Source organism: Pleomorphomonas sp. PLEO (genome assembly GCF_041320595.1).
GTDB lineage: Bacteria > Pseudomonadota > Alphaproteobacteria > Rhizobiales > Pleomorphomonadaceae > Pleomorphomonas.
Genome location: NZ_CP166625.1, coordinates 4,596,647 through 4,608,816 on the forward strand (window position 1 = coordinate 4,596,647; position 12,170 = coordinate 4,608,816).

The 12,170-nt window shown below is 62.2% G+C and carries 12 protein-coding genes; 6 read left to right on the forward strand and 6 right to left on the reverse strand.

The genetic code is table 11. From position 1 onward, the window contains the following. Positions 1-52 precede the first annotated feature (52 nt). Both AB6N07_RS21285 and AB6N07_RS21290 read left to right on the forward strand, forming a co-directional pair. Positions 53-400, forward strand: coding sequence for a hypothetical protein (locus AB6N07_RS21285; RefSeq protein WP_370675052.1), 348 nt, complete (start codon positions 53-55; stop codon positions 398-400). A 159-nt stretch (positions 401-559) separates the two neighbouring features. After that, positions 560-1,320, forward strand: a protein-coding gene (locus AB6N07_RS21290; protein ID WP_370675053.1) for an IS5 family transposase whose coding sequence is annotated in 2 segments (ribosomal slippage) — positions 560-893 and positions 893-1,320 — 762 coding nt in all. Because the reading frame shifts where the segments join, the coding sequence is not laid out codon by codon here. A gap of 35 nt (positions 1,321-1,355) precedes the next feature. On the opposite strand, the gene AB6N07_RS21295 is transcribed toward AB6N07_RS21290, so the two are convergent. The 6 genes from AB6N07_RS21295 to AB6N07_RS21320 all read right to left on the reverse strand — a co-directional run bounded on the left by AB6N07_RS21295 (position 1,356) and on the right by AB6N07_RS21320 (position 7,819). Further along, positions 1,356-2,261, reverse strand: coding sequence for a LysR family transcriptional regulator (locus AB6N07_RS21295; protein WP_370675054.1), 906 nt, complete (start codon positions 2,259-2,261; stop codon positions 1,356-1,358). A gap of 153 nt (positions 2,262-2,414) precedes the next feature. Next, the gene (locus tag AB6N07_RS21300; protein ID WP_370675055.1) at positions 2,415-4,748 is read right to left on the reverse strand and encodes a membrane-bound PQQ-dependent dehydrogenase, glucose/quinate/shikimate family; all 2,334 of its coding nucleotides are present in this window, start codon (positions 4,746-4,748) and stop codon (positions 2,415-2,417) included. A 146-nt stretch (positions 4,749-4,894) separates the two neighbouring features. Continuing rightward, a complete protein-coding gene (locus AB6N07_RS21305) occupies positions 4,895-5,506 on the reverse strand; it encodes an alpha/beta hydrolase (protein ID WP_370675056.1) in 612 nt (203 codons plus the stop codon). Between the two features lie 29 nt (positions 5,507-5,535). Then, positions 5,536-6,501, reverse strand: coding sequence for a glutathione S-transferase family protein (locus tag AB6N07_RS21310; protein WP_370675057.1), 966 nt, complete (start codon positions 6,499-6,501; stop codon positions 5,536-5,538). A 53-nt stretch (positions 6,502-6,554) separates the two neighbouring features. Then, positions 6,555-7,382 carry a VOC family protein gene (locus AB6N07_RS21315; protein WP_370675058.1) on the reverse strand — a complete coding sequence of 276 codons (828 nt, stop codon included), beginning with the start codon at positions 7,380-7,382 and terminating at the stop codon, positions 6,555-6,557. Positions 7,383-7,411: 29 nt separating this feature from the next. After that, positions 7,412-7,819 carry a DoxX family protein gene (locus AB6N07_RS21320; protein ID WP_370675059.1) on the reverse strand — a complete coding sequence of 136 codons (408 nt, stop codon included), beginning with the start codon at positions 7,817-7,819 and terminating at the stop codon, positions 7,412-7,414. 274 nt (positions 7,820-8,093) lie between these two features. Here AB6N07_RS21320 and AB6N07_RS21325 point away from each other — a divergent pair, with 274 nt between their 5' ends. The 4 genes from AB6N07_RS21325 to AB6N07_RS21340 all read left to right on the forward strand — a co-directional run bounded on the left by AB6N07_RS21325 (position 8,094) and on the right by AB6N07_RS21340 (position 12,163). After that, positions 8,094-9,248, forward strand: a complete 1,155-nt coding sequence (locus AB6N07_RS21325; protein WP_370675060.1) for an ABC transporter ATP-binding protein — start codon at positions 8,094-8,096, stop codon at positions 9,246-9,248. A gap of 36 nt (positions 9,249-9,284) precedes the next feature. Continuing rightward, the gene (locus AB6N07_RS21330) at positions 9,285-10,424 is read left to right on the forward strand and encodes an extracellular solute-binding protein (protein ID WP_370675061.1); all 1,140 of its coding nucleotides are present in this window, start codon (positions 9,285-9,287) and stop codon (positions 10,422-10,424) included. 72 nt (positions 10,425-10,496) lie between these two features. Next, the gene (locus AB6N07_RS21335) at positions 10,497-11,315 is read left to right on the forward strand and encodes an ABC transporter permease (RefSeq protein WP_370675062.1); all 819 of its coding nucleotides are present in this window, start codon (positions 10,497-10,499) and stop codon (positions 11,313-11,315) included. Next, positions 11,312-12,163: an ABC transporter permease gene (locus AB6N07_RS21340; RefSeq protein ID WP_370675063.1), complete on the forward strand. Its 852-nt coding sequence runs from the start codon at positions 11,312-11,314 to the stop codon at positions 12,161-12,163. Before AB6N07_RS21335 ends, AB6N07_RS21340 begins: the two co-directional genes overlap by 4 nt. Positions 12,164-12,170: the final 7 nt, after the last annotated feature.

Genomic DNA, 12,170 nt, shown 5'->3' on the forward strand with positions numbered 1-12,170 from the left:
CAGCCGCGCTGCGAGATCCTGCCCGTAGAGATCAGACAGCAAGGAGGCCACGATGACGATCAGAATGAAGCAAGTAACGCCCTTGGATGGCGGAGAATATCGCGTCGACTTCAACTTGATCGACAATATCGTCGTTTCCATCATGTTGCCACCATATGAGAGCGGCTCCACTCAACAGGACCCCACGGGGCGCGCTGAAGAGGCGATCAAATTGCTCTGCGAGGCCGTTTCCGCGGGACCTCGGAACGAGATTCCCACGACAAACGATGCCCGCGAAAAGCAGGATCGCGAAGCGCTTGAGGAACAACTCGACGAAGGTCTTGAAGACAGTTTCCCAGCCAGCGACCCCGTGTCGATCAGTGTACCATCCACTCTGCCCAAAACGGTGGGAAAGAGCTAAAGGCGCATCCAGCCGGATATGCCGATGCGAATAATACCGGTTTGGGCGTGCATGCCTCCGCCAGTTTATCGCCAAAGAGAACACTAGGCTCAGGACCTATTAAATTGGTTGCGGTCGCAAAGATTGGTTGATTCAATAGCAGCGTGAGGAGGCGTTGCGATGAGTGATCTGATCTGGCTGTCGGAGGCGCAGATGCGCCGGATCGAGCCCTATTTTCCGTTGTCACACGGGGTTCCGCGCGTCGATGATCGGCGGATCATCAGCGGCATCATCTTCGTGATCCGCAACGGCCTGCGGTGGCGCGACGCACCTGCTGAGTACGGTCCGCACAAGACGATCTACAACCGCTTCATCCGCTGGAGCCGGCTCGGCGTGTTCAACAAGATCTTCGCCGGGCTCGCCGCAAAGGGCGGGAAACCCGACCAACTGATGATCGATGCAACCCACCTAAAGGCGCACCGGACCGCAGCCAGCTTGCTCAAAAAGGGGCTGTTCCCCGACGTATCGGACGCACCAAAGGCGGCCTGAACTCGAAGCTCCATGCCGTGTGTGACGCAAAGGGCAGGCCGCTGGTCATGCTCCTGAGCGAAGGCCAGATGAGCGATTACAAAGGGGCGGCGCTCATGATCGACGCCCTGCCCAGGGCCAAGGCCCTGCTCGGCGACCGAGGCTACGATGCCGACTGGTTCCGCGCGGCACTTGCACAGCGCAAGATTGCCGCCTGCATCCCTTCAAGGCGCAACCGTAAGATCCAGATCCCCCACGATGTCGCGCTTTATCGCCAGCGCCACAAGATCGAAATCATGTTCGGCAGGCTCAAGGATTGGCGGCGAATCCACACACGCTATGATCGCTGCGCCCACACCTTCATGTCAGCGATCTGCATCGCAGCCACCGTCATCTTCTGGATCAATCAATGAGTCCTGAGCCTAGGCTCAAAGACCGGTTCTTACGATCAGATAGTGCCGAGGTCCCAGGCGGGTATTCCTCGAAAGCTGTCGACTAGAAAGTCGACAAGCACCCGGACCTTGAGCGCAAGGTGACGCGCTGGCGGGTAGACGGCGTGGATCGTGTGCGGCCGGTTTTCCATTTCCGGCAGGATAGTCACCAGACGCCCGGCTCGTATGCTGGGACCGGCAATGAAGCTTGGTATACGAGCAATGCCCAAGCTAGATTCAGCTGCCACCAGACAGGCCTCGCCGTTCGAAAAGCGAATGCGGCCGCTCACGGCGACCGATGCGGCGCCATCACCCAGAGACCAATCGAAGGGGTCGCGGAAATTGGTGTCGATGATGCAGTCGTGGTTTGCGAGATCGGCCAACGTCTGGGGTCGCCCGTGAGCTGCGAGATAAGCGGGCGCGGCCACGAGCACGATACGCGCATCACAGAGCTTACGGCTGATGAGGCTGGAATCCGCCGGCTTGCCGACACGGACCGCCATATCGAAACCTTCCTCGACCAAGTTGACCAGCCGATCGGAGAAGTTGACGTCCAGCTGAATGTCTGGAAAGGCCCGGGCGAAATCAAGAAGCCGGGGCGTCAACTGGACGTTACCAAATGAGAGCGGCGCTGTAATGTGAAGGCGCCCAGCCGGAGCGCCTGACGCATTGCGCACCGACGCATCCAGGGCATCGAACTCTTCGATCAGCCCTTTCAACCGGCCATAGTAGGCCTGCCCAACTTCCGTGGGAGACAAGGCGCGCGTGGTGCGTTTGAGGAGTTGCACACCAAGATCGGCCTCCAGCTTCGAGACCAGTTTGGAGGCTTGTCCGGGGCTGGTACCAAGGCGTTTGGCTGCCTCGGCAAAACTGCCGAAATCAAGTACGGCGACGAACATGCGGTCGCAATCGAGACGATCCATGGAGACATTTCCGCCCTGACGAATGAGTCGGACGACTGTAGGCCGGTCGGGTCGACTGGAAAAGAATGGCGGGGGCGCCATTATGGAGCCCCCGCGATTATCGGATCCAGATCGCTGAACCAAAAGCCCGGCGTTCCGTTTATGCGCCGCGCCTTACTTCAGCGCGTAAGCGATCACGTAGTCGCCCCTGTCTGGGGATTGGCGTGCGCCCCCGGCCGTGATGACAACGTATTGCTTGCCAGTCTTCGGCGAACGGTAAGTCATCGGGCCGCCCTGGCTGCCGACCGGCAGTCTGGATTTCCAAATCTCCTTGCCAGTATGGCTATCGAAAGCGCGCAGATAATAGTCCTGCGTGCCTGCGAAAAAGACGAGGCCAGACTGGGTGGCGAGGGTTGGCCCGAGCGTCGGCATGCCAATTGGAATCGGCAGACCCATCTTGATACCGAGCGGGCCGGTGTCCTGGACCGTGCCGACCGGAACCTGCCAGACCAGCTTATGAGAGGTGATGCTGATCGCCGACAGCGTGCCGAACGGCGGCAGCTGGCAGGGGATGCCGAGCTGCGACAGGAAGCGCTGGCGCATGGCACCAAACGGTGTTCCCAATTGCGGCACAACGCCCATCTCGATGCCGTTGCCTCCCTTCACTTGGGGACGCGGAATGAGATAGTTGGCGAGCCCAAGGCGCAAGTCATTGACGAACATCAGGTTGGTGGTCGGATCGACGGAGACCGATCCCCAGTTCATGCCGCCGAGGGAACCCGGCATCTGCAGCGAGGGATCGAGGCCCGGTGGAGTGAAGACACCCTCATGGCGCATCTCCTTGAAGGATATGCGGCAGAGCAACTGATCGAACGGCGTTGCGCCCCACATGTCCGACTCGACCAGAGTGCCGTTGCCCAGCATCGGCATTCCGACCGAATAGGGCTGTGTCGGCGAATAACGCTCGCCTTCGACGTGCCCCTGGGGAACCGGCTTTTCGACCACCTCCGTCAACGGCTTGCCCGTTTCCCGGTTCAACGTAAAGATCATGCCGGTCTTGGATACCTGCAACAGCGCAGGCGTGGTGGTGCCGTCGGCATTGTGGATATCGTAAAGCACTGGCTGGGCCGGAACGTCGAAATCCCAAAGGTCGTGGTGGACGGTCTGAAAAGTCCACACTGGCCGGCCAGTGGCAACGTTCACCGCAACGATGGACGACGAATACTTGTCATCCTGCGCGGTACGCTCGCCGGCCCAGAAGTCGGGCGTGGCGTTCCCCGTAGGCAAATAGACGAGACCGAGCTTGGCGTCGAAGGACATCGCCGCCCAGACATTGGGAGTGCCACGCGTGTAGCCCTCGGGAGAGAGAGGTTCACGGGTAACGGCTTCGTTGCCCGGATCCCAGGCCCAGACAAGCTGTCCGCTGACGGCATCGAAGGCGCGAACGACGCCCGGCGGCTCTTGGGTCTCGTTGTTATCGGCAACACGACCGCCGACGATGACGAGGTTGGCGGCCACAAGCGGCGTCGAAGTCTGCTGATAATAGCCGGGCTTGACCTCGCCCATGCCATCCTTGAGATCGACAATGCCTTGCTTGCCGAAGGTGCTGATCGGCTTGCCCGTCTCAGCATCGAGCGCAATCAGTCTTGCATCGACGGTGGGAATGAATATGCGGCGCGGCGAGATCGAGGGATCAAAGACGCTGCCGTCCGGCTGCTGGGTAACTCGTTGCGCTACGGTCTCGTCGTAGTAGCCAAGGCCGCGACAGCGCTGCCAGGATGGCACCGTACCACCGGCGGCATAGCGCCACTTCTCCGTGCCCGTATCGACATCGAAAGAGATGACCGTGCCATAGGCGGTACAGACATAAAGACTGTCGCCGATCTGGATCGGCGTGTTCTGGTCCTCCGCGCCCGATCCGGTACTCTTGGGGAGTTCGCCGGTGTGCGCCGTCCAGGCCACCGTCAGCGACGAGATGTTGGCAGGGGTGATGTCATCGAGAGCGCCAAAGCGCGTGCCGGCTACATTGCCGCCCCAGGCCGACCAATCCGGTAGCGGAGCCGACTTGTCGACCGGGGTGGTGGTGGCAACACTTTCCGTGGGGGCAACAACATTCTTTGGAAAGAACGCGCTCACCGCCGTGGCGACGACGCCGACGCCAAGAATGGCCAGCGACAGGTAGCCAAGCCTGCGCCCACTGGACTTGCGGGTAAGGAGCGGGACTGACAAAGCCACCACGACCCCACCGACCGCCATGGCGAAAAGGCGCGACACCAGCGGCCAGAAGGCAAGGCCGGAGTCCCAAACCGCCCAAATGGCAGTACCGAGGAGGACCACGCCGAACAGAGCCGCGCCTGATAGTCGGGCACGCATGATCTGCACGCCGGACGCAATCAACACCAAACCCGCAACGACAAAGTAGAGACTGCCGCCGAGCCAGGCGAGGTAACCGCCTCCCACAACGAAAAACAGGCCAGCCGCGACAATGACCGCACCTACAAGATACAACCACCCTCGAGCCAACCAGCCTTGAGTATTTTCAGTGTCCGCCATGCGGCACCTTCCTTTCGTTGAATGCGCCTAAATCGGCGTGGAAGCAGACGCGACCGGCCATATCTGGCCGGTCGCGTCAGAAAATGGAGCCGTTCGTCCCTTCATTGAATGGCGAGCGCTTTCGCAAGAAAAGAAGTGGCGAGAGCGGCACCCTCCGACGAGATCGTGTGAACGACGCCGGGCAGCAGGTGCACCTCGGCAACCGCGCCCGCCGACTTCAGCCGCCGCTCGGCTTCAAGCGACTCCGTTGCCGGTATCATCGTATCGGCTTCACCGTGGATGAGCAGCGTCCGGGTCGACCTCGAAGGGACCAGCGGCTCGGGCGATGCCAGGCGACCGGAGAAGGCAACGATGGCGCCAAACGACCAGCGGCCGGAGGCGAGCGCGTCGAGCGCCATGATAGAGCCCTGAGAGAAGCCGACCAGAGCCACTCGATCAAGCTGTTCGGAAAGGCCGTGCTCACGGATGATTCCCGACAGCGTCGCATCGAAATCGCTTCTCGCTTCAACGATGCGCTGTGGTCGGTTAGCCTCGGTCACGCCTCGGATGGAAAACCATTGGCGCCCGGCTCCGCCTCCGTCGAATGGCAGGGGGCCATCCGGCGCGACAAAGACCGCCTCGGGCAGATGCGGCGCGAGGACACCGGCGAGCGGAGCAAGATCGGAGCCACGGCTGCCGACACCGTGCAGGAAGATGACGAGAGAAACTGACACGAAGAATTCCTTGTTTGGGAAATTGTAATTCAGGCGCCGAGGCCAAGATCGCTGAGATCGGGACCGAGTGGCACAATGCGCTGCGGGTTGAGTGCCTTCATCGAGTAGTATCCGCGCTTGATGTGATCGATGCTGACCGTTTCACGCACCCCCGGAACGGCCAGGACATGCTTCAGGTAACCGGTCAGGCCCGGGTAATCGGCGATGCGGCGAAGGTTACACTTGAAGAGACCATAATAGGCCGCATCGAAGCGGATCAGCGTGACGAACAAACGGATGTCGGTTTCGGTGAAGCGTTGGCCGTGAATGAAGTTTCGGCCATCGGAAAGCCGGCCCTCCAGCTCGTCGAGCATGGCGAACACCTCGGCGAACGCCTCCTCATAAGCGACCTGCGTCGTGGCAAAACCCGCCCGGTAGACGCCGTTGTTGAGGCGCGGATAGATGCGGTCGTTAAGCGCGTCAATCTCAGCCGCAAGATCAGCCGGATAGAGATCGAAGTCCGACTTGGCCAGATCGCCGAAGCCGGCATTGAGCATCCGAATGATGTCGGCCGATTCATTGTTGACGATGGTGCCGCGCTGTTTGTCCCAAAGAACCGGTACTGTGGCACGGCCGGTAAAATGTGGATCGGCCTTGGTGTAGATCTCGTGCAGGTATGTGGCGCCATTGACCGTGTCGGGCGTGGAGCCGGCATAATCGCCGAAACGCCAACCCTCGTCGGAAATCATCGGCTCGACGACTGACAGCGAGATGGCGTCTTCCAGCCCCTTGAGCTTGCGGGCGATCAGCGTGCGCGATGCCCAGGGGCAGATGAGCGCCACATAGAGATGATAGCGCCCGGCTTCGGCCGCAAAGCCGGCCTCACCGGTCGGGCCCGCGGCGCCATCGGGCGTCACCCAGCTGCGAAAGCTCGATGTCTGACGAACGAAACCGCCCTTCTCGTCCATCTTCTGCACCGGCTTCCAATCGGCGGTCCATTTGCCATCAACGAGCATGGGATCATTCTCCTGTCAGCTCCGGCGTAATCTAGCCGGCGGTTATCGAGGCGTCAGGCCACGAGGACGATTTTCGTTCCCCAGGGATCGGGGAGAACGAGATGGTCGGCGGAGGCCAACGGCATCTGGGCGCGCGTGTGGATTTCCTTGAGGCGATCCTGGCCGACGTGAATGTCGAGCGAGGCCAAACCCGTCGAGGGGTAATCGCGAACGTCGGCGCCTCGGCTGTTCCAAATATTGGTGGCGATGTGGTGATGGTAACCGTCGGCGGCAAAGAAGGTTCCGCCTGGATAGCGGCAGGTAATGCCGAGACCAAGAATGCCGGAATAGAACTGTTCGGCGGGCGCGATGGCCCCGACCTGAAGATGAACGTGGCCGACTTTCGAAGCATTTGGAAAACCTTGCCAACGGCCGGAACCCGTATCAGCGAGCAGATCCTCGATGTCGAGCGCGTCGGAGGGCATCTCGATCATATTGCCTTGCCGCTTCCAAGCAGGAGCCGGTCGATCACTATAGATCTCGACGCCGTTGCCCTCCGGATCCGTGAGATAGATCGCCTCGCTGACCCCATGGTCGGATGCGCCGACGACCGGCGTATGGCTCTCAGCGGCGAACCGCGTCCAACGGGCCAGATCCTGCCGCGATGGCAGCAGGAAGGCAACGTGAAAGAGGCCGGCCTCGCGGGGAGACCGCCGCCGAGCCGCCTTGTCCTGGCGAAGCTCGAGCAGAACCGAGCCGCCGGCGCCATAGAGAGAGGCGGTTCCATCCGAACTCAGGCGATGGAGGCCCACCGCCCTCTCATAGAAGGCACCGATCTTGTCGATGTCGTTGACGGTCAGGGTCACCCGGCCCATGGCCAGCTTTTCGATGCGATCAGACATGGCAGCGTCTCCGAGATCCGCTCCGGCGCTCAGAAGAGCGCCGGGGTATGAACGAGGGCCAGGGCACCGTCACCGGTGAGGGCGAGCGTCAGAAGGCCAACGATCCAGAAGGCGGGAAATTCCCAACCACCATTGGCATTGGTGAAGAAGAAGCCAGCCTTGCCGTGAACGGTGACGATGGTGCCGAGCATCAGCGGGACCAGTGCGAGTGCAACAAGGCGTGGCCAGACGCCGAGAAACAGGGCCGCTGCGCCCAACACTTCGGCGGCGATCGTCACGTAGGCGAGCCAGCCCGGCAGGCCGAGCGACTTGAAATAACCGGCGGTGCCGGCCGGCGTGAACACGAACAGCTTCAGGCCGGCATGGGCGAAGAATAGGCCGGCGAGCGAAAGGCGAAGCAAAAGAGCGGCATAGGGGCCAGTGGCAAGGTCGATCATGATGTCCTCCAATGAGGTTGGTGTCGTTTCGCCTTCCTATATGTCAGCATTCCATTGGGGCGATTAGCTGGACAAAATCGCTTTCATTGATTCCAATATGGAATCAATGAAAGCAAACTCAACAGGCGCGCAAAAATGCGCCTGGGCTCCACGCTCCAAGGGCGCGGCCACGGCCGTCTTTTGTCATCGGCCTGTAACGATCGCCGTCTATCGGAAGAACCCAAGACAGCATCTGTTGCGGGGACGTTTGCACAGCTGTGCAACGCATCGATTTATGAGTGACGACGCCTATCTCAGCCTTCGGGACCTCGACGCCGGCTATGGCCAGACGCGGGTGCTCAAAGGCATTGATCTTCAGATCGGCAAAGGCGAATTCGTGGCTCTGCTTGGGGCTTCGGGCTGCGGCAAGACGACGCTGCTCCGGACCATCGCCGGCTTCGCTCTGCCCAGCGCCGGCAGAATCCGCGTCGATGGCCGAGATGTCACCCGCCTGCCGCCGGACAAGCGCGGCATGGCAATGGTTTTCCAGTCCTATGCCCTTTGGCCTCACATGACGGCGGCGCGCAATATCGGCTATGGCCTGCGTCTCAAAGGCTGGCAGCGCGAAGCGATCGCTGCGCGGGTCGCCGAGATGGAAGCACTGCTCGGCCTTGATGGCCTTGGTGGACGCAAACCGTCGGAACTGTCGGGCGGCCAGCGCCAGCGTGTCGCGCTCGGCCGGGCGCTGGCCGTCGATCCCGACATCCTGCTGCTCGATGAGCCACTGTCCAACCTCGATGCCCGCATTCGGCTCACCGTGCGCCACGAGATCCGCGCTCTGCAGCAACGGCTTGGGATCACCACCATTCATGTCACTCACGACCGCGAGGAGGCCATGGTAATGGCCGACCGCATCGTCATCCTCGACAAGGGCCGCATCGCCCAGCTCGGCACGCCCGAGGCGATCTATACCCGGCCGGCATCGGCCTTTGTCGCTGCCTTCATGGGTGCCGAAAATGTCGTTCCTCTCGATGCCACCTGCTCCGGCAACTGCATCGACATCGCTGCTGGGCCGCTGAACAGGGCAACCAGCCTCGTGCTCGACCAACCGGCGCCGCCAAGCGGCAGGCTCGAAGCGCGCTTTCGTTCCGAGCGGCTGCACCTCCAGCGGCTAGAGGCCCCTTCTTTCGGAGACACCACCGCCATCGAACTGCTCGGTCGCGTCGAAGCCGTCGTCTACCCAGGCGGCGAGTGGCGTCACACCGTCCGCATTGGCGATGGCTCGGTGCTCGTCGATGGCCCGGAGGCGCTGCCGCCGGGTACCGAAGTGCTCGTCCGGGTACCGGCGAGTGGTCTCTTCTTGTTTGCCGCACCGGCCGATGCGTCGGCGCGCGGCGCACCATCCGCAGCCGACGAGGTTTCGCCGGTTCGGGACAGACTGACCGCCTGAGAACCAAAATCTGATGATCGAGATCGGAGACGCGTCATGAAAAAGCTGTTGCTCAATTCCGCGATGGTGCTGGCCATCGTCGCCTCGCCGGCAAGCGCCGCCGAGCTGACCGTGATCACCGCGGGCGACCAGAACATGGTCGACTACATCAACAACTACCTCGGCCCGCTGTTCGAACAGCAGAACCCAGGCAATACCGTTCGCGCCGTCGGCACCGGTCCGGGCGACGCCGGCTCGCAGAAGATCCTCGAGCGCTTCGATGCTCAGGCCAAGGCGGGCACGGCCACCTGGGATACCGACGTTGCCGTCGTCCACGAGAAGTTCGCCGGCCCGATGGTGACCGCCGGCTACCTCGAGGCCTACCGCGACAAGATCGCCACCGGCAAGCTGGTGACGCGCACCAACGCCGACAATGCCTTGGGCACCGAGGTCAGGGGCTACGTCATGCCCATGTTCAACAGCCAGACGGCCATCGCCTACAATCCGGCGCTCGTCCCGAACCCGCCCAAGAGCTACGCCGAGATCGCCGAGTGGGCGAAGGCGCATCCCGGTCAGTTCGGCTACAATGGCATCAAGGGTGGCGCCTCGGGCGTCAGCTTCGTGATGGGCTGGGTCTACGCTTTCTCTGGTAGCGATGCGCAAAAGCTGATGTACGGCCCGTTCGACAAGGCCGAGACGGCCAAGTGGGACGGCGCCCTTCAAAGCCTCAAGGAATTCACCAAGTCGGCCACGCTGACGCCGGGCAATGCCGGTACGCTCGACCTGTTGTCTCGCGGTGAAATCGCCTTGGGACCGGTGTGGGTCGACATGTTCTACTCCTGGCAGGCCGACGGCCGTCTGCCGCCCGAGCTGAAGCTGCTGCTTCCGGCCCCCGGCATGCCCGGCCAGCCGATGCACTACGTGGTTCCCGCCAAGGCGCCGAACAAAGAGCTTGCCGAGAAGTTCGTCGAACTGGCCACCTCGCCGAAGGTGCAGGCCGAGGGCATCGTCAAGAAGTTCAACTGGTATCCGGGCATCGATGCCGACAAGGTCAAGGCCGAGCTCGACGACGCCACTTGGAACAAGCTGTTCGTCGACATCACGCCGGCCGATCTTGCCGCGAAGGGCAAGCCCTTCCCGCTCGCCCCGTATAACACGGCCATCCTCGAAGCCTATGAGGCCAAGGTCGCCAACTGAGCGGACAACATGTGAGGGACCGCCCAGCCTTGCCGGGCGGTCCCATTTTCCTTGCAGAATCTGGATAAGCCGATGGCACGCCTTCTCGGCCCACTGCTGATCTCGCCGGCGCTGATCGTCATCCTTCTTCTCTTCATGGTGCCGCTCGCCGCCTCGGTGATCGGTGCCTTCGAAGTGGAAGGAGCCTATGGTCTCGGCAACTTCACCAAGGCCTATGATTTCTACACCCAGGACATCGTCTTCACGGCGGTGATCGTCGGCCTCTCGACCGTCCTGACCGGCCTGCTTGCCATCGCCATCGGCGGCTATCTGACGCTCGGCGAGAACCCGGCCGCCGTCGCCATCCTGCGCTGGCTTTACCGCTGGCCGATGTTCATCCCCTTCATCGTTGTCGGCCAGGTGCTGCGCACTTTTCTCGCCAAGAGCGGCCTGTTCAACTCGACGCTGGTCACGCTCGGCTTGCTCGATCCGCTCTCGGCCACCAGCTATCTCGACTGGCGCGGCGTCGTCGTCGCCTTCGTCTGGAAGCAGACGCCCTTCGTGGCGCTGATGGTGGCGGGCGCCATGGCGTCGCTCGATCGTGGCACCATCGAGGCGGCGCGCAACCTCGGCGCCTCGCGCCTCCGCATCCTCGTCGAGATCGTCGTGCCGCAAGTCGCGACCACACTCCTGGTTGGCCTCGTGCTGTCCTTTGTCACCATGATGGGCGTGCTCACGGTGCCGCTGATGATCAACGCCCAGGCGCCGACCATGATCACCGCCGACATCGCCTTCCGCCTCAGCACCTACCGTGACTATGGTGTCGCCAATGCGCTCGGCCTGATTTCGTTGGCCATCAGTTCCGTCGCCGCCTGGTTCTATCTCCGCATCAACATGAGGCAGGGCCGATGAGCGCATCCGCCGCCCTTATCGCGCCGCGCGGCCTCGACCGCGTTCAGAATCTGCTCTGGTGGCTGCCGCGCGCCGCCATTCTCGGCGCGCTTGCTTTCGTCATCTTTGGGCCACTCGCCAACCTGTTACTGTGGACGGTGGCCGAGCGCTGGTACTTCCCGCACGCGCTGCCGATCGACTACGGCTTCAGCTATTGGGGCCGGGTGTTCGCACCGCGCGGCAACGCTCTGCAGTCGCTCGTCGCCTCAATCAGCATCGCGTTCTTTACCGTCGCGGGGTCGCTGGCGCTCGCCATCCCTGCCGGCTATGCGCTTGCCCGGCTGAGACTGCCGTTCAGAGGCTTGGTGCTCCTCGCCTTCCTGCTGCCGCAGGCCTTCCCCAACCTGCCCGTTTACGTCAACATCGCCCGGCTGTTCTACGAAATCCGCCTCAACGGCACCGTCCTTGGCGTCGTGCTGGTGCACGTGACACACGGCCTCGTCTACGCCGTATGGATCGCCGCGGCCGCCTTTTCGGCCGTTGATCGCGATCTCGAGCTTGCCGCGCGCAACCTTGGTGCCTCCGGCCTCAAGGCTTTTGCCGACGTAACGCTGCCGCTCGCCGCCCCCGGCTTGATGGCCAGCGCCATCTTCGTGTTTCTTGAATCGCTCGACGAGTTTACCGGCAGCTATTTCGTCGGTGCCCCCGACGTGACGACGCTGCCACTCCTGCTCTATTCAGCGGGAGCTGGCGGCAACTATCAGATCGCCTCGATCACCGCGCTGCTTCTGCTCGTTCCCTCGATCGCCTTCATGCTGGTGGTGGAAAAATTCCTGCGCACCGATGTGCTCGCCAAGGTCGGGCAGTAGGTTTCCG

Bases quoted from the DNA above. Each gene is read 5' to 3' on its own strand.
- AB6N07_RS21310 (WP_370675057.1), bottom strand. From the start codon at position 6,501: ATGCTCGTTGATGGCAAATGGACCGCCGATTGGAAGCCGGTGCAGAAG.
- AB6N07_RS21330 (WP_370675061.1), top strand. From the start codon at position 9,285: ATGAAAAAGCTGTTGCTCAATTCCGCGATGGTGCTGGCCATCGTCGCC.
- AB6N07_RS21335 (WP_370675062.1), top strand. From the start codon at position 10,497: ATGGCACGCCTTCTCGGCCCACTGCTGATCTCGCCGGCGCTGATCGTC.
- AB6N07_RS21320 (WP_370675059.1), bottom strand. From the start codon at position 7,819: ATGATCGACCTTGCCACTGGCCCCTATGCCGCTCTTTTGCTTCGCCTT.
- AB6N07_RS21325 (WP_370675060.1), top strand. From the start codon at position 8,094: ATGAGTGACGACGCCTATCTCAGCCTTCGGGACCTCGACGCCGGCTAT.
- AB6N07_RS21295 (WP_370675054.1), bottom strand. From the start codon at position 2,261: ATGGATCGTCTCGATTGCGACCGCATGTTCGTCGCCGTACTTGATTTC.
- AB6N07_RS21315 (WP_370675058.1), bottom strand. From the start codon at position 7,382: ATGTCTGATCGCATCGAAAAGCTGGCCATGGGCCGGGTGACCCTGACC.
- AB6N07_RS21285 (WP_370675052.1), top strand. From the start codon at position 53: ATGACGATCAGAATGAAGCAAGTAACGCCCTTGGATGGCGGAGAATAT.
- AB6N07_RS21340 (WP_370675063.1), top strand. From the start codon at position 11,312: ATGAGCGCATCCGCCGCCCTTATCGCGCCGCGCGGCCTCGACCGCGTT.